At 73.9% G+C, this 16,695-nt stretch carries 13 protein-coding genes; 7 read left to right on the top strand and 6 right to left on the bottom strand.

Annotation, left to right across the window (positions count from 1 at the left end; all coding sequences use genetic code 11):
- Positions 1 to 82 precede the first annotated feature (82 nt).
- Positions 83 to 1,450, top strand: coding sequence for an MFS transporter (locus ABT123_RS02610; protein ID WP_351308661.1), 1,368 nt, complete (start codon positions 83 to 85; stop codon positions 1,448 to 1,450).
- Positions 1,451 to 3,108: 1,658 nt separating this feature from the next.
- A complete protein-coding gene (locus tag ABT123_RS02605) occupies positions 3,109 to 3,543 on the top strand; it encodes a hypothetical protein (protein WP_351308658.1) in 435 nt (144 codons plus the stop codon).
- Between the two features lie 51 nt (positions 3,544 to 3,594).
- Here the strand turns inward: ABT123_RS02605 and ABT123_RS02600 are convergent, their stop codons facing one another.
- Positions 3,595 to 4,776 carry an acyl-CoA dehydrogenase family protein gene (locus ABT123_RS02600; protein WP_351308655.1) on the bottom strand — a complete coding sequence of 394 codons (1,182 nt, stop codon included), beginning with the start codon at positions 4,774 to 4,776 and terminating at the stop codon, positions 3,595 to 3,597.
- A gap of 161 nt (positions 4,777 to 4,937) precedes the next feature.
- Between ABT123_RS02600 and ABT123_RS02595 the strand changes: the two genes are divergently transcribed.
- The 3 genes from ABT123_RS02595 (at position 4,938) to ABT123_RS02585 (ending at position 9,803) form a co-directional block, all read left to right on the top strand.
- A complete protein-coding gene (locus ABT123_RS02595) occupies positions 4,938 to 6,740 on the top strand; it encodes a CoA transferase (RefSeq protein WP_351308652.1) in 1,803 nt (600 codons plus the stop codon).
- Positions 6,737 to 8,395, top strand: a complete 1,659-nt coding sequence (locus ABT123_RS02590) for a class I adenylate-forming enzyme family protein (RefSeq protein WP_351308650.1) — start codon at positions 6,737 to 6,739, stop codon at positions 8,393 to 8,395. Before ABT123_RS02595 ends, ABT123_RS02590 begins: the two co-directional genes overlap by 4 nt.
- Before the next feature lie 349 nt (positions 8,396 to 8,744).
- Positions 8,745 to 9,803, top strand: coding sequence for a hypothetical protein (locus tag ABT123_RS02585; RefSeq protein ID WP_351308647.1), 1,059 nt, complete (start codon positions 8,745 to 8,747; stop codon positions 9,801 to 9,803).
- Positions 9,804 to 9,825: 22 nt separating this feature from the next.
- On the opposite strand, the gene ABT123_RS02580 is transcribed toward ABT123_RS02585, so the two are convergent.
- From ABT123_RS02580 to ABT123_RS02560, 5 genes are all read right to left on the bottom strand, one after another.
- Positions 9,826 to 10,644 (bottom strand): metal ABC transporter solute-binding protein, Zn/Mn family, encoded by an 819-nt coding sequence (locus ABT123_RS02580; protein ID WP_351308644.1) that lies wholly within the window; start codon positions 10,642 to 10,644, stop codon positions 9,826 to 9,828.
- A complete protein-coding gene (locus tag ABT123_RS02575) occupies positions 10,602 to 11,471 on the bottom strand; it encodes a metal ABC transporter permease (RefSeq protein ID WP_351308642.1) in 870 nt (289 codons plus the stop codon). Before ABT123_RS02575 ends, ABT123_RS02580 begins: the two co-directional genes overlap by 43 nt.
- Entirely contained in the window at positions 11,468 to 12,103 is a 636-nt protein-coding gene (locus ABT123_RS02570; RefSeq protein ID WP_351308639.1) for a metal ABC transporter ATP-binding protein, read from the bottom strand. The genes ABT123_RS02575 and ABT123_RS02570 overlap by 4 nt, the downstream gene beginning before the upstream one ends.
- Positions 12,104 to 12,215: 112 nt before the next feature.
- A complete protein-coding gene (locus ABT123_RS02565; RefSeq protein ID WP_351308637.1) occupies positions 12,216 to 12,821 on the bottom strand; it encodes a MarR family winged helix-turn-helix transcriptional regulator in 606 nt (201 codons plus the stop codon).
- A 139-nt stretch (positions 12,822 to 12,960) separates the two neighbouring features.
- Positions 12,961 to 13,908 carry a methionyl-tRNA formyltransferase gene (locus ABT123_RS02560; RefSeq protein ID WP_351308634.1) on the bottom strand — a complete coding sequence of 316 codons (948 nt, stop codon included), beginning with the start codon at positions 13,906 to 13,908 and terminating at the stop codon, positions 12,961 to 12,963.
- Positions 13,909 to 14,188: 280 nt separating this feature from the next.
- Here ABT123_RS02560 and ABT123_RS02555 point away from each other — a divergent pair, with 280 nt between their 5' ends.
- The gene (locus ABT123_RS02555) at positions 14,189 to 15,538 is read left to right on the top strand and encodes a lysine N(6)-hydroxylase/L-ornithine N(5)-oxygenase family protein (RefSeq protein ID WP_351308631.1); all 1,350 of its coding nucleotides are present in this window, start codon (positions 14,189 to 14,191) and stop codon (positions 15,536 to 15,538) included.
- Positions 15,539 to 15,684: 146 nt separating this feature from the next.
- Positions 15,685 to 16,671 carry an iron-siderophore ABC transporter substrate-binding protein gene (locus ABT123_RS02550; protein ID WP_351308629.1) on the top strand — a complete coding sequence of 329 codons (987 nt, stop codon included), beginning with the start codon at positions 15,685 to 15,687 and terminating at the stop codon, positions 16,669 to 16,671.
- The last annotated feature ends 24 nt before the right edge of the window (positions 16,672 to 16,695 follow it).

Below are 16,695 nucleotides of genomic sequence, written 5' to 3'. Positions count from 1 at the left end.
CGGCGGGCGGGGAACCAGGACCGCGGCGGCAACGACAACTCCACTGCGCCGGACGGCGCGTGGGCGGGAGAGGGGGAGGGCGATGGGCGATGCGAGGGCGTCCGCGCAGGCGGCCGGGGCCATGGGCGGGGCCAAGTCAGGGGCTGGGGCCGGGGCCGGGGCCAAGGGCGGAGCGGAGGCCAAGTCCGGGACTGAGGCCGGGGCTACGGCCGGGGCCAAGGGCGGGGCGGCGGCCGGGGCGGATGCCTCGGGCCGGGCGGGCGGTGCGGGGCGGGCCGGGCATCGGCTGACCGTCCTGCTGACCTGCGCCATGGCCTTCTCCATGCTGCAACTGTTCCTGCTGGGCGCGCTCGGCCCGCGCCTGGTGGCCGAACTGGACCTGCCACCCGTGTTGTTGGGGCTGACGACCACGATCGGCTTCGGAACCGCGGCGCTGCTGTCCCCGTCGGCCGGCCGGGTGGTGGACCGGATCGGGCCCCGGCGCTCGTTGGTACTGCTGCTCCTGGTGACCGCAGTCGCGCTCGGGCTGATCGGGGCCGCACCGGGGGCCGGGCTGCTGCTCGGTGCGGTGGCGCTGGGCGGTCTCCCGCAGGCGCTGGCCAACCCGGCCACCAACAAGGCCATTCTGGCCGTGGTCCCCGCGGAGCGCCGGGGCGGGGTGACCGGGATGAAGCAGTCCGGGGTCCAGCTGGGCGCGTTCGCCGCCGGGCTGCCGCTCGCGGCGCTGGCCGGCGGGCTCGGCTGGCGCGGTGCGGTGTGGACGGCCGCGGGCATGGCACTGCTGACCGCCGGCTGGACCTGGCGGCTGCTGCCCGCCGACGCGCCGCAAGCCGCGCCCCGGGCGGCCGGATCCGCCGGGGGCCCGGGTGCTCCGGTGGCCTGGCTGGCGGCCTTCTCGTTCTTCCTGGGCTGCGGTATCGCCTCGGTCAACACCTATCTGGCGCTGTTCGGCGCGGAGCGGCTCGGCCTGGGACCCACCGCGGCAGGCGGGCTGGTGGCGGTGCTCGGCGCGGCCGGCATCGCCGGCCGGGTGGGCTGGTCGAAGGCGGCCAGGCCGGGGCGCGCCGAGTGGCTGCCCGGCGGGCTGGCGGCCGGCGCGGTCGGGGCGGCGGTGCTGTTCGCCGGCGCGGCCCGGACGGACGGGCCGGCGTGGGCCTGGACGGGGGCGGTGGCCATCGGCGTGTTCGCCGTCTCCGCGAACGCGGTGTCGATGGTGCTGGTCATGCAGCGGTCCGGGCCCGGCCGGGCCGGCCGGGACACCGCCCTGGTCTCGGCCGGGTTCTTCGCCGGCTTCGCGGCCGGGCCGCCGCTGTTCGGGCTGCTCGCGCAGAGCGGGCGGTATGGCACCGGATGGCTGCTGGTGGCCTGCGAGTTCGCGGCTGCGGCAGCTGTGGCGTACGTCTGGGCGGTACGCGACCGGGGCCGCCGCGGGGCGGAGGCCGGGGCGTGACGCGCGGCGACGGCGACGGCGGCTGGGCGGAGCGGGCGCTGGGTGCGGTGCTGGGGCGGGTGGAGGTGACCCGGGCCGAAGTCGGCGACCGGTTCCCGCTGTTCGCCGATCCCGGCACCGGGCAGTGGACCACGACCGGGCGCGGCTCCTGGGCAGGCGGCTGCTGGGCGGGCCTGCTGTGGCTGCGGGCCCGGCACACGGGGGCGGCGGCGGACCGGGCCGCGGCCTCGGAGTGCACGGCCCGGCTCGCCCCCTGGGTACGGGCCGACACGGCGACCCGCGGGCTGATCCTCTGGTACGGCACCGCTCTCGCGGTCGGCGACCCGGCCGCCGCGGAGCTGCGCGAGCAGGCCGCACAGGCCTGCCGGGACGCGCTGGACCCGGAGTTGGGCCTGGTGCCATGGGGCTCGGCGCTGGGCGGGCCGCGCCTGCTGGCCCGCAGCGACGCCGTCCCGGGCATGATCCCCCTCCTCGCCACGGCATCCCCCACCCATGCCGCCACCCACCTCCACACCCACCTGAACCTCTGCCTGTACCCGCCACGGCGGGTGCCAGGCGGCCAACCACTCCCGGACGCAGCGGAGCCGGCCCCGGACGCGGCGGCCCCGGGCCATGGCCGGCCGCCGGCCACGGCTCCGGCCGGCCGGCACGGCCCGCCGGAATCGCGGCCCGCCGGGCCCGCGGCCGTTCCGGCTGGCCCGCCGCGGGGGGTATCCGGCGGCGAAGCGGTGCCAGGTGCGGGGGAGTCGGCGCTGGGTCATGGCCGGCCGCCGGCCACGGTCCCGGCCGGCTGGCACGGCCTGCCGGCCGACGGGAGCGCCGACCAGGTCGGCCCGCCGGCAGCGCGGCCTGCCGGGCCTGCGGCAGTTCCGCCCGGCTCGCCGCGGGGGGTATCCGGCGGCGAAGCGGTCCCGGACGCCGGGGAGGCGACTCCGGGGCATGTCCGGCCGCCGGCCACGGTCCCGGCCGGCCGGCACGGCCCCGCGGAATCGCGGCCCGCCGGGCCCGCGGCCGTTCCGCCCGGCACGCCGTGGGGCGTATCCGGCGGCGAAGTGGCGCCGGGTGCGGGTGAGTCGGCCCCGGAGCATGGCCGGCCGCTGGCCGACGGGAGCGCCCGCCGGGCCGGCCCGCCGGCAGCGTGGCCTGCCGGGCCCGCGGCCGTTCCGGCCGACCCGCCGGAACCCGGCGCCGGGCCGGGTCCGGGCACCGGGCCTGGGCCCGGTACTGGGCCTGAGCCCGGTACTGAGCCTGAGGCTGGCACCGGGCCTGGGGCCGGCACTGTGCCCGGGCCCGGCACCCTGCCTGGGGCTGGCACTGCGCCCGGGACCGGCGCCGGGCACGGACCCGGCACTGTGCTTGGGGTCGGCGCCGGGCACGGGGCTGGCACCCTGCCTGGGGTCGGTCCTGTGCCTGGCCCCGGCCCTGTGCCAGGGGTCGGCACCATGCCCGGGGCCGGCACTGTGCCTCGGGCCAGCACCGCGCCTGGGGCCGGCACTGTGCCTGGGCCTGGGACCGGCCCCGGGGCCGGCCTGGCCCACGGCGAAGAGTTGTGGCATGGATGGGAGTTCGAGGCGGGGCGGGGATGGTTGGCGACGGAGGAGCCGGGGGGTGGGTGGAGTCGGGGGCGGGCCTGGTTGGTGTTGGGGTGCGCCGACGGGTTGCGGCTCGCTCGAGAGCCCGGCGCGGCGGCGGCCTGGCGGCCGGAGCGGCTCGAAGCGGCGGTCCGGCGGCTGGTGCCGACGGGACCCGCGGGCGTGGCGGGGCCGCTGGTGCCGGCTGCGGACGAGGGCCGGCCCGACGGTCCCCTCGACACCTCCGCAGCCGCCATCACCGCGGTCGCCCTGCTCAAGCTCGCCCGGCTGCCCGGGCCTCGGCAGGCGGAGTACGCCCGCCGCGCCGAGGCGGTGCTGCGCCGGCTGGTCGCCGCCCATCTGACCGGGCCCGGCGACAGCCGCCCGGCCGGGATGCTGCTGGACGGCTGCTACGACGCCGCCCGCGGCACCGCACCCTGCCACGAGCTCGTCTGGGGCGACTTCTTCCTGGCCCTGGGCCTCGCGGCGGTCACCGGACTGGTCGACCTCAGCGAGGTGTAGGCCAGTAGGCCGCCTGCCCGTCCGGTGCCGTGCCGGGCTGCGCGGGTCGGGCTAGGTCCGATCCGGAAGGGACGGCCCAGCGCCGTAGTCGCGCAGCACCCGGCGGGCGACCGAGGTGATGTGCAGCTCGTCCGGCCCGTCGAGGATGCGGGCGGTCCGGCCGGTACGGAACAGCGCGGGCAGCGCGGTGTCCGGGCCCAGTCCCGCCGCGCCGTGGACCTGGATGGCGGCGTCCGCGACCTGCTGCAGCATCCGCGCCGCCGCCACCTTCGCCAGCCCCACTTCGGTCCGCGCGTCCCGCCCGGCAGCCAGCAGGGCCACCGCCTCGTGCACCAGGGGACGGGTGGTACGGATCGCCAGCAGTGCCTCGAACACGTGCTGCTGGACCAGCTGATGGCCGGCGAGCGGCCCGGCCGACCCGGCCCGCGACACCGCCCGGCCGCACATCAGGTCGAAGGCGCGCCGCGCCTGGCCGAGCCAGCGCAGGCAGCGCAGCGTACGGCCCCACTGGAGCCGCTCCCCGGCGATGGCCAGGGCCTGGCCGGGGGAGCCGAGCAGGTGGTCCGCCGGCACGACGACCCCGTCCAGCTCGATCTCCCACTGCCCGCCCGCCCCGAGCAACGGCAGCTCGCGCACCACCCGGAAGCCCTCGGCCTCCGTCGGCACCAGTAGCAGCGACAGCCCCGACCGGTCCCCGTCCCGGCCGTCGGTGCGGGCCAGTACGGTGACCAGCCCGGCGTCCGCGGCACCGGAGGTGAACCATTTGCGGCCGGTGATCCGCCAGCCGCCGTCCGGCAGCCGTTCGGCCCGGGTCCCGGTGAGCCAGGGGTCGGTGCCCGGCACCTCGGGTTCGGTCATCGCGTAACAGGCCCTCAGTTCCCCGGCCACCAGCGGCCGGAGGTACCGCTCCCGCACCCGTTCGCTGCCGTGCCCCGCCAGCATCCGCACATCCAGCAGCGGGGCCGAGCCGAGGGCGGCCGGGCCGTGGTCGCTGGCGCCTTCCGCCTCGGCGAGTGCGGCGTACGCGGGCAGATCCAGCCCGCCGCCGCCCAGCCCGGCGGGCAGCGGCAGGGCCCACAGCCCTTCCTCCTTGGCCAGGTCCCGCAGCCCGCGCAGGGCTTCGGCGGCCCCGGCGCCACCCGCGTCCAGCACCTGCTCCTGCGGGAACACCCGGGTCCGGACGAACTCCGCGACCCGCTCCGCCACCCGCTCCGGCACGGCCGAATCCGCCATGTCTCTCCTCTGGTCCGCCGTCGCCGGGAACCCATGGGAACTGCTGTCCGACTGCTTCCTACGAGGAACTGGTCGGGCGCGCACGCCACTGGGTTCCCCGCGTTTCCCGAACAGAACAGCTGCCGGGCGCCAGGCCACCGCCGCGCCGGGGGAGGAGAGGCATGACGTCAACCGTCACCACACAGACGGTACGGCCGCTCGACACGCTCCGCTTCGACACCTGCGGGCCGCCGCAGCTCACCGAAGTGGTGGCCGCACACCTGCGGCTGCTCGGCGCCCGGGACGCCGAGCCCGTCGCGCCGGGTAACCCGCCCGCCGCCGATGGCACCGGGCGTATCGAGCTGTCGGGCGGCGGGTTCGCGGCCCTCGGAGCGGACATCACCTGGGGCGCCCCCGGAAGCGGGATCACCGACGAGGCCACCGCACAGGCCGCCACCGGCATCATGGCGGTGCACGGCCGCCGCGACGGCGAACCCCGCGGCCTGGCCGCCGACTTCGCGGCCGTCGCCACCGGCGTGCTCACTATGCAGGGGCTGCTGGCCGGACTCCTGGCCCAGGCCCGCGGGGGCACGGTCGCCCGGGTCGGCACCAGCGCCGACCGGGCCGGCCTGCTGGCCGTCTCGCAGTACCTGGCCGCTGCAGGGGCCGACGAGGGCGAGGCCGCCGAACTCGCCCCGGGCGGACCGCCGTTCACCTCTGCCGAGGGGATCCTCTTCGAGCTGGAGACCCTGGACCCCGAGGCATGGGCCGGCTTCTGGCGGGCTCTCGAGGCCCCCGCCGACGCGATACGGGCGGGCTGGCGGCCCTTCCAGTTCCGGTACGCCACCGCCTGCGCGCCCTTCCCCGAGGCCCTCCACCACACCGCCCGGGCCCACGGCTGGGAGCGGATCCGGCAGGCCGCGGCCGGGTCCGGGGCCGAGGTGTGCGCGCTGAACACCCTGGCCGCCCGGGCCGCCGAGCACGACGGGGCCGCACCCTGGACCCTGACCGCGCGGCCGGCCCCGGCTCCGCCGATCGCCTTCACGCCCGCCCCCGCGACGCCCGACAGCCGGCCGCTGGCCGGGCTGACGGTGCTGGAGGCCGGCCGCCGGATCCAGGCTCCGCTGGCCGCGCACCTGCTCGGCCTGCTGGGCGCCGAGGTGATCAGGATCGAACCGCCGGGCGGGGACCCGCTCCGCGGGATGCCCCCCGCCTGCTCGGGGATCTCCGCCCGCTGGCTCGCCCTCAACCGGGGCAAGCAGGCCGTCGAGATCGACATCAAGGATCCCGGAGACCGCCGGCGGCTGCTCGAACTGGCCGCCGGGGCGGACGTGTTCCTGCACAACTGGGCCCCGGGCACGGCCGCCCGCCTCGGCCTCGACGCGGAGCACCTCGCCGCGGCCCACCCCGCGCTCGTCTACGCGTACACCAGCGGCTGGGCCGACCGGCTGGCCGACGCCCCCATGGGCACCGACTTCATGGTCCAGGCCCGCACCGGTGTCGGTGAGGCCGTCCGCCCGCACGGCGAACCGCCCGCCCCCTCCCTGATGACCCTCCTCGACGTGCTGGGCGGACTGCTCGGGGCGGAGGCCGTCCTCGCCGGTCTGCTGCTGCGCGAACGCACCGGACACGGAGTCCGCGTGGACTCCTCCCTGCTCGGCGCGGCCGACCTCCTCACCGCCCCGGCCCTGGAGCGCGCGGCCCGCGGCGCGGACCCGCGCCGCCCCGCCGGATTCCGCCGCCCGCTGCCCACGGCCGACGGCTGGATCGCCCCCGCCGACGCGTGCGCCGCGGCAGCCGCCGGCCACGACCTGCGGACCCTGCCCACCCCCGACGCACTGCGCCGGCTCCACGACCACGGCCTGACCGCCACCCCCGTCACCACCGACCTGTCCGAACTGCACCGGGACCCGCGGTTCACCGGCCCGATCGGCCGCGACGCGTACGGCGCCCCCGCTGTCCCCGACCCCTGGAGCTTCGTATGATCGCCGGAAAGCCCGTCCTGCACGATCTGCTGCCCGCCGCCCTGCGCCGCTCCTGGGTGGTCGACGGCACCTGCCCCGACCTCGACCTGTACAGCCTCTTCCGGGCCCGCCAGATAGCCGACCTGCACCGCACCGCCGTCCTCGACGCCAAGGGCAAGCTCTGCTACACCGCCCTGGACCGCAAGGTCCGATGTCTGGCCACCGGCCTCAGAGACCTCGGCATCGGCGAGGGCGATGTGGTCGGCGTCCAACTCCCCAACCACCGCAACGCCGTCATCGCCGATCTGGCCCTGGCCGCGCTCGGCGCGATCGCGCTGCCGTTCCCGGTGGGCCGGGGCACCCGCGAGGCCGAGAGCCTGCTGCGCCGGGCCGGAGCGGTCGCCGTCATCGCCGCCGTCGACCACGGCGGCGTACCGCACGCGGCCGGCCTCGCCGCCCTCGCCCCGCAACTGCCCGCCCTGCGGCACGTGATCGCGGCCGGACCGGGCACCGCCCCGGCGGGCACGGTGGCCTTCGCACAGCTGCTGCGCTCCGACCCCAGCGGCTTCGTCCCCGCCCGCCCGGACCCCGACAGCGCCGCCCGCATCCTGGTGTCCTCCGGCTCGGAGGCGGAACCGAAGATGGTCGCGTACTCCCACAACGCCCTGGCGGGCGGGCGCGGGAACTTCCTCGCCTCCCTCATCCCGGACGGAACCCCGCCGCGCTGCCTCTTCCTGGTGCCGCTGGCCTCGGCGTTCGGTTCCAACGGCACCGCGGTCACCCTGGCCCGGCACGGCGGCACCCTGGTCCTGCTCGACCGGTTCACCCCGGAGGGCGCCCTCGCCGCGATCCGCGAACACCGGCCGACCCATGTCCTCGGCGTACCCACCATGCTCCGCATGATGCTGGACCGGCTGGAGTCCGCCGACGGAGAACTGCCGTCGCCCACCGCCCTGGTGCTCGGCGGGGAGCCGCTCGACGAGACCACCGCGGCCGGCGCGGCGGCGGCGTTCCGCTGCCCGGTGGTCAACCTCTACGGGTCCGCCGACGGGGTCAACTGCCACACCGGACTGGAGCATTCGACCCCGCCCGGCGACAGCCTCGGCGTGGTGGCCGGCCGGCCCGACCCCCGGGTCGCCGAGATCCGCATCACCGACACCGACACCCAGGAACCGCTGCCGGACGGCGGCATCGGGGAGATCGTGGCCCGCGGCCCGATGACCCCGCTGTGCTACGTCGGCGCGCCCGAACTCGACGCCCGCTACCGCACCGCCGACGGCTGGGTACGGACCGGGGACCTCGGCTTCCTCGACGAGCAGGGCGTCCTGCACGTGGTGGGCCGCCTCAAGGACATCGTCATCCGGGGCGGCGCGAACATCAGCCCCGCCGAGGTGGAACGCGCCCTCGGCTCGCACCCCGAGCTCCGGGACGTGGTGTGCGTCGGGGTACCGGATCCGCTGATGGGGGAGCGGCTGGCGGCCTGCGTGGTGCCGCGCCCGCGGGCGGAGCCCACGCTCGCCTCGCTCGGCGAGCACCTGACCCGCTATGGCCTGGACCAGCGCAAGCACCCCGAGCGCCTGCTGGTGGTGCCCGAACTCCCCCTGACCCCGGCCGGCAAACCCGACCGCGCCGCAGTCCGCGCCACCCTGACCGCAGCCCCCCTCCCGACCCCCTGACCGCCCCCGGGGCCGGGGCTGCGCCCCGGCCCTCCGGGCCCCCGGCCTCGCAGCCTCCAACCCACCTCGTGATCCAGAGAATCGCGTCACCTGTCCCGTATGCAGACCACCGAGCCGCCCCCTCCCCCGCGCGGGGGAGGGGAATGGCCGGTGGGGCTGATGCGACCGGAGACGGATCCGGCAGAGCATGGACGGTGAGGACCACGGAAGCTGGAGGTCACCGGTGGGTATCCCCGCAACGACGCAGACAGACGCGGGGGCACCGCGCCTCGCCCCGGCACCCCGCCGGGCCGGGTGGCAACGGCGATGGCCGGAGTGGGCGCCTGCCGTCGCCGTGACCTGTGGTGCGGTGTACGCCATCGTCGAGGCCGGCTGGGCCGTGACGGGAACCACGGTGCCCTTCACCCCGCACACCCCCTACTCGCCGGTGGTCCAGCTGATCCTGGCCGGCCTGGCCATCGCTGCCGGTATCGCCTGCCGGGCCACCAGCCGACAGCTGGACCGGCCTGGCCGATTAGCGGTGGGGGGTGCGCTCATCCTGACCACCCCCGTGTTGGCGATGGGCGCGATCGGGCTGCCCGCCTACTTCGTCGCCCTGGCGGCCGGTTCCGGGCTGGAGAGCGCCACCGGCCTGGCCCATGTGCTGCTGAGCACGGCCCTCACCGCTGTCCTCGCCCTCGTCGCCCTGTCGTACCGCCGACGGCTGGCCGGCACCTGCCCCCGCTGCGGGCAGAAGCACACCGGCGGCCACGACGCCCCACTCGTCCATCCTGGCGCCACCACCGCCTCCCGGCGTACCAGGAGGCTGGCCTACCTGCTGATGTGCGGGATGCTGCCGTGGGCCGGAGTAAAGACCATCTGGACGCTGGGCGGTGACGCGCTCGGCATCACGGCCGAGAAGTGGAAGGAGTCGAACTCCGGTGGATCGGAGGTGGCGCGGGCGCTCGCCGAGGTGGGTATCGATGTCACTGTGCTGGCCGCGGGACTCGGATTCTTTCTCCTGACCGGGCTGATGTACCCGTGGGGGCAGGTGTTTCCCCGCTGGACGCTTGTTCTCTCCGGGCGCCGGGTACCGCGTCTGCTGCCCTTGATCCCGGCCTGGCTGACCGCGCTCGGGCTGTCGGTGTACGGGGTCTTCCTGGTGATCTACGCTCCGCTCGCCGCCCTCGGAGTGCTGCCGGCACCCAGACTCGACGCGGATCTCGGCGCCACCCTCTCCGGGACTCTCTGGCTGGCCGCCTTCGGTGGAATGGCCTTCGGCGGCCTGGGCTTCGCCCTCCTCACGGCCGCACGCTCCTACTCCGCCCGGACCCGCCCCGTCTGCGCCACCGCGACGGCCCCGGAGGCCCCACCGACCGAGACGGCCCGCGCAGACGCCGGGGCTGCCTCAGCGGCCCCGGCCGACTAGCGAACCAAGATTCCCGGGCCCGTCAGGGCTGCATGGCCTTCTTCAGTTCGGCCGCCGCATTGCGGTACACCGCCAGCAGATCGAGCTCGTTCCCCGGGTAGTTGACGATCTTCACCTGCCGGGCGCCGGAGCCGGGCAGTACCGTCCCGGTGGACATGTGGGCGTTGTCCAGGACCAGCGCGGGCTTCTTCGCGGAGAGTTCGGCGAGCTGCGCGGGGGTCACCGCCTCGGGCCCGTACGTGCCGACGGTGGTGGCGCCCGCGAGCTTCGCCGACCAGGCGGTGAACACCTGGCTGACCACGGCCGGGCTCTGCCCGCCCGGCCAGGCCGCCTTCAGTTCCCCGTTCAGCCGGGCGTACTCGGTGTCGAAGCCCGACTTCCACTTCCGTGCGGCCTCGTCGGTGCCGAACAGCGCGGCCAGCCGGGCGACTTCGGCACCCGCCTTCTCCGGGTCGTTGTCCAGGTTCACCTCGACCAGTTCGGCCTTCGACCCCGCAGCCTCCTTGATCTTCGCGGCGTACGGCTCGAACGGCGCGTACAGCACGAAGTCGGCCTTGGCCACGGCGGCCAGGTCGGAGGGCTTCGGGTCGTAGTCGGGCGCGTGGTGCACCGACTGCGGCACGATGACCTTGATGTCCTCGGCGCCGGCCGCCTTGGCGAAGGCGCCCTCCCAGGTGGTGGTGACCACCACCGTGGGCCGGCCCGCGGACTTCTTCGAGTCCGAGTCCGAGCCCGAGTTCGAGCCCTTGGTGTCGTTGTTGTCGTCGCCGCAGCCCGCCACCAAGGCCAGTGTGGTGCTCAGTGCGAGGAGGGAAATGATGCGGACGCGGGTGCGCGCCATGAGCCGGTGCTCCGTTCCGGAAGGAGGTGAACGGCGAGGACGACGGCCCCCGCCGTGAGGACGAGGACCGGCCCGGGCGGCCAGTCCAGCCAGAGGGCCACGAGGAACCCGGTCAGATTCACGAACACGCCGAAGCCGACGGCCCACAGCGTGATCGAGGTGAGGGAGCGGCCCAGCCGGCGGGCGGCCAGCGCGGGCAGCAGGGTCAGTGCGTCGACCAGCAGGGCCCCGGTCAGCTTGATCGCACCGGCCACCGAGACGGCAACCAGCACCAGCAGCACCAGGGTCAGCCCGCGGACCGGTACGCCCGAACAGTGCGCGAGCTCCCGGTCGTACAGCAGCAGCGCCAGATCCCGGCGCCGCCACCAGAACAGCGCCGGCACGGCCACCGCCAGCAGGCCCAGCACCACCAGGTCCGCGGTCCCGACGGACAGGATCGACCCCCACAGCAGGGCGAACGCCCCGGAGGCATTGACCCCCGTCACGGCGAGCACCAGCAGGGCGGCGGCGATGGCCAGGCTCATCAGCAGGCCCATCGCTCCGGACAGCCCGTCCGGGGTCCGGGCCAGCGGGGCCACCCCGGCACCGGCCAGGGCGCAGGCCACCAGCGCGCACAGCATGGGGTCCAGCCCCGTCCACAGGCCGACCGCGATGCCCAGCAGCGCCACGTGCATCATGGCGAACCGCACCGGCATGATGTCCAGCCCGACGATCACCACCCCGATCACCGGCAGGCCGACCGCGGCCAGCAGCAGCGCGAAACCGGCCCGCTGCACCGGCACCAGCTGCAGGAGCTCGCCGACGTCGGCGGCGGCGACCGCGATCACCGGACCTCCCGCAGCCGGCCGGCGGCCATCTCCAGGACCCGGCCGCAGCGTTCGGCCAGCGCCCGGTCGTGCGTCACCACCACCACGGTGACCGGCAGGGCGGCCAGCACCTCGGCGGCCTCCTCCTGCCCGTCGAAGTCGAGGGCGGCGGTCGGCTCGTCCGCCAGCACCACCTGCGCCCCGGCCGCCACACAGCCCATCGCCCGGGCGAGGTACATACGTTGCAGCTGGCCGCCGGACAGGGTGTGCAGGGGCCGCCGGGCGAGCTCCGCGACACCCAGCCGGGCGGCGGCCTCCGCAGCCTCGGCGGGGGCGCCGCTGCTGGCCAGCAACTCGCCGCCGAGCAGCGGGAACCGGCCCACCGCCGGCTTCTGCGGGATCCAGGCGCAGGCCCGCCGGCGCCAGGCCCGGTCGCCGGCGGTGGCGGTACCGCGTCCGCCGACCAGGATCGAGCCGCCGACGTGGGGGTGGAGTCCGAGCACGGCCCGCAGCAGGGTGGTCTTGCCCGATCCGTTGGTCCCGGTCAGGGCCACCCGTTCGCCGGCCGCGATCTCCAGGTCCACGTCCTGTACGGCGGCCACGCGCCCGTGGGCGCAGGCGACTCCCCGCATGCGTATGTCCAGCCCGCCCATCCCGTCCCTTCCCGTCGGCCACCTGCCGATACGAGTAGTCGGACGGCGGGGCCGGTGGGTTCCCGTGGGTTCCCGGCGGTGCGATGTCCGGGTGAAGTGACGTTTCTTCTCGTCAGGGGTGGGCAGGCGGGGCCGGGGCGAGGTGGCCGTGCACGCGCTGGAGCAGGGCGGTCAGCCGGGCGCGTTCCGCTCCGGTCAGCGGGGCGAGGAGGTCCTCGTCGGCGGTGGCGATCTCGGCGTTGATCCGGTCCAGGGCGGCCTTTCCGGCCGGGGTCAGCCGGACCAGGATCCGACGGCGGTCATCGGTGTCCCGGACGCAGACCACATAATCCCTTTTGGTCAGTTCGTTCACCACTTTGACCAAATCGCTGGCGTTCATGTCCAGCCGGGCCGCCAGGGCTCCTTTGGCCTGCGGTCCGAGCTCGGCCAGCAGGTCCATCACGGTCAAGTGCCAGAGCCGCAGCCCGTGCGCACCGAGCCGCTCCGTGAGTCTGCGGCGGGCGTGCTTGCCGATGGCGTACAGGAGATAGGCGTTCAGACCCAGCACGCCCGTCGGCGGCCCGTCAGTCCCCTCCGGCGGCCCGTCCGCCGCCGGCTCCATGGTCCCGATGACCCGGAAGATCTGGGCCCAGTCGGCCGGTCTGTTGGACACACCGATGACGGCGAACGTGGCCCCGGCCGGGTCGTGGGCCGTACCGGAGAAGACGGGCTGCTCCATTGCTCTCCCTCGCAGGGGCGGAAAGGCATCGCCGCCGCGCGGACAGGGCAGTCCGCGCGGCGGCGACGACCGGCGTCCCCGGGGCCATCGGAGGGGAAACCGGCGGTCTGGGTGACGACAGGGCCTAGGCCGACAGGGCCTAGCGGCGGCCGGTGAGGTAGCCGCCCATCCTGGTGAAGTAGTCCGTGGCGAACATCTCTTCGCCGTCCTCGGTGCGGACCCGGGTGATGGCGAGGCCGTGGTTGCGGCCGGTGCGGGCATCGGCGCCGGCCACGATCACCACGCCGTTGCCCTCGCGGTAGAAGATGCGGCCGGGCGTGCCGCCGTACCGGCCCTCGGAGACGACGGCGGCGAGGATCTCCAGGCGCCGGCCCCGGTGGTAGGTGAAGGCGGCCGGGTACGGCGCGGACTGGGCGCGCACCAGCCGCTCCAGCTCCTCGGCGGACCAGTTCCAGTCGATCCGGATGTCTTCCTCGGCCCGCTTGTGGAAGAAGCTGGCCTGCGAGCGGTCCTGCGGAGTGAACTCGGTCTCACCGGCCGCGATCCGGTCCAGCGCGCCGACCGTGACCGGGGCGATCAGGTCGACGGTCTTGTGGAAGAGGTCGGTGGCGGTGTCGGTGGGCCCGACGGCCACGGCCTGCTGCAGGACGATGTCGCCGGCGTCCAGGGTGTCGTCCATCATGTGCGCGGTGACGCCCACTTCGGACTCGCCGTTGATGAGCGCCCAGATGATGGGGGAGAAGCCGGCGTACTTCGGCAGCAGCGAGTCGTGCACGTTGAGCGTGCCGTACCGGGGCAGGCCGAAGATCCGCGGCGGGATCCAGGTCCGCCAGTTGTTGGCGACGATGATGTCCGGGTCGGCCTCCTGGAGGCGGGCGAACAGCTCGTCGTCGTCCGGCCGGTTGCGGATGACGACCGGCACGTTGTGTTCGGTGGCGAGATCGGCGACGGAGTCGCTCCAGATCTTCTCGTACGCGTGCTCGCTCTTGGGGTGGGTCACGACCATCACCACGTCGTGCTCGGAGTCCAGGAGAGCTTGCAGGGTGCGGTGCCCCCAGGTCTGATAACCGAACATGACGACCCGCATAGGGTTCCTCCTCAGAGCAGTGATGAATCGAGGGTAAGTAAAGCAAGGCTTACCTAAGTGTGCAACGGGGTCCGATTTGAGTCGGAATCGGAACCGAATCCAGCCCGGTTCGGGCGGAGTTCAAGTCGGGGTCTGTCGTCGGTGTCCGATATGCCCGGTCGACAGGCCGAAAAGATCAGGTTAGCCTTGCCTAAGTAATCGGGTCGCCGGTCCTTCGGTGTGCCCAGCTCTTGGTTCCCCAGCGCCTGACAAGCGGCTGCCCCGCACGATTGGGAGTGACATGTCACAGGCTCTTCCTGACGACGCACCTTTGATCCACGACCTCATCGGAATCGGCTTCGGGCCGTCCAATGTGGCCATGGCGATCGCGCTCAGCGAGCACAACGCAAGCGTCGGACGGCAGGAGGCGGTCACTGCTCACTTCTTCGAGCGCCAGCCGGAGTTCGGCTGGCACCGCGGCATGCTCATCGACGATGCCACGATGCAGGTGTCCTTCCTCAAGGACCTGGTGACCCTCCGGAACCCGACCAGCGAATACAGCTTCCTCTGCTACCTGCAGAGCAAGGGCCGGCTGATCGACTTCGTCAACCACAAGAACCTCTTCCCGCTGCGCGTGGAGTTCCACGACTACTTCCAGTGGGCCGCGGCCAAGGTCGACGACATGGTCTCCTACGGCAGCGAGGTCGTCGCCGTCCGCCCCGTCATCGAGGACGGCATCGTCCAGTACATGGACGTCACCGCCCGCTCCGGCTCGGAGCTCGTGGTCCACCGGGCCCGCAACCTCGTCGTCGGCACCGGCCTGACGCCGCGGATGCCCGAGGGTGTCGACCGTACCGACCGGGTCTGGCACAACTCCGACCTGCTGGGCAAGGTCGACGGCCTCAAGGGCACCGACCCGCGCCGGTTCATCGTCGTCGGAGCCGGCCAGAGCGCCGCCGAGAACGTCTCGTTCCTGCACCGGACCTTCCCCGAGGCCGAGGTCTGCGCCGTCTTCTCCCGCTATGGCTACAGCCCCGCGGACGACAGCAGCTTCGCCAACCGCATCTTCGACCCGGCCGCCGTGGACGAGTACTTCATCGCGCCGGAGGAGATCAAGCAGAAGCTGATCGGCTACCACGGCAACACCAACTACTCCGTGGTGGACATAGACCTCATCGACGACCTGTACCGCCAGGAGTACCAGGAGAAGGTGCTCGGCACCGAGCGCCTGCGCTTCCTGAAGGTGTCCCGCCTGACCGACGTCGTCGAGACCCCCGACAAGGTCCGGGTCACCGTCGAGTCGCTCGTCACGGGGGAGAAGACCCCGCTGGACGCCGACGTCCTGGTCTACGCGACCGGATACCGCTCCGCCGACGCCCTCGGTCTCCTCGGCGAGGTCGAGCAGTACTGCCAGCGCGACGAGCAGGGCCGGGTCCGCGTCGAGCGCGACTACCGGATCACCACCGACCCCGAACTCAACTGCGGCATCTACCTGCAGGGCGGTACCGAGCACACGCACGGCATCACCTCCTCCCTGCTGTCGAACACCGCGGTCCGGGTCGGCGAGATCCTCGACTCGATCGTCGCGAACGGCCGGGCCCCGCTCGCCCAGGCCGAGCGCGCGGCCGACGAAATCGGTTCGACGCTCTAGCATCCCCCACGACCGCTGTGCCTGCCCGGTGTATTCATCGCACCGGGCCGGTGGTCTGCGCACTGTGAAAAACCCCCGTGAAAGGAACACCCGTGTCCGTTGGTAAGCGCCCCGCGCTGACGAGAGTCGTCAGGAACATCCCCCGCGTGGCAATCGCCGCAGCCGCCGCACTCGTCCTCAGCGCCTGCGGCGGTGGCGACGAGAAGGCCGACTCCAAGCCCGCCGCTTCGGGCGACACCAAGGCCACCGGGTCCTTCCCGGTCACCCTGGACCACAAGTACGGCAGCACCACCATCTCCGCCGAGCCGAAGAAGATCGTCACCCTCGGCCTCTCCGACCAGGACGCGGTCCTCGCCCTCGGCATGAAGCCGGTCGGTGCGGTGAACTGGTTCAAGGAGACCCCGTACGGCAACTGGCCGTGGGCGAAGGACCTGTGGGGCTCCACCCCGCCGCAGGTCGTCGGCGAGCGCGACGAGTACAACATGGAGAAGATCGCGGCCCTCAAGCCGGACCTGATCATCGCCCAGTACTCGGGCATGAAGAAGGAGCAGTACGACACCCTCTCGAAGATCGCCAAGGTGGTCGCGCAGCCCAAGGGCTCCGAGGACTACCAGGCCGACTGGAAGGTGATGACCCAGCAGATCGGCAAGGCGCTCGGCAAGAACGCCGAGACCGAGAAGCTGATCTCCGGCATCGACGCCAAGTTCAAGGCCGTCAGCGACAAGCACCCGGAGTGGAAGGGCAAGACCGTCGCCGTCGGCGAGCCCTACGAGCCGGGCAAGTTCTCCGCGTTCTCCCCGAACGACCCCAAGCTGAAGTTCTTCGCCGGCATGGGCTTCGGCACCACCGACGCCTACCGCGCCGCCCTCGGCAAGGAGAACATCGCCGACCTGAGCACCGAGCGCCTCGACGCGATGGAGGCCGACCGGACCGTGTGGCTCGGCAACGCCGACACCGAGAAGGCCATGAAGGCCGACCCGCTCTACGCCAAGACCAAGGTCAACCAGGAGAAGCGGGACCTCTTCCTGCCCTACAACAGCCCGGACATCGGCGCCGCGCTGTCCTTCAACACGGTGCTGAGCATCCCCTACGCCATCGACCAGGTGGTGCCGCGGCTCGAAGCCATCAAGTAACGCACCAGCAGTACTGACGCACGA

The sequence above is a fragment of the Streptomyces sp. NPDC002054 genome, assembly GCF_040296685.1.
In the GTDB taxonomy this organism is placed as follows: Bacteria; Actinomycetota; Actinomycetes; order Streptomycetales; family Streptomycetaceae; genus Streptomyces.
The sequence above is the reverse complement of the archived record's forward strand: the minus strand, read 5'-3'. Positions and strand labels throughout refer to the sequence as shown.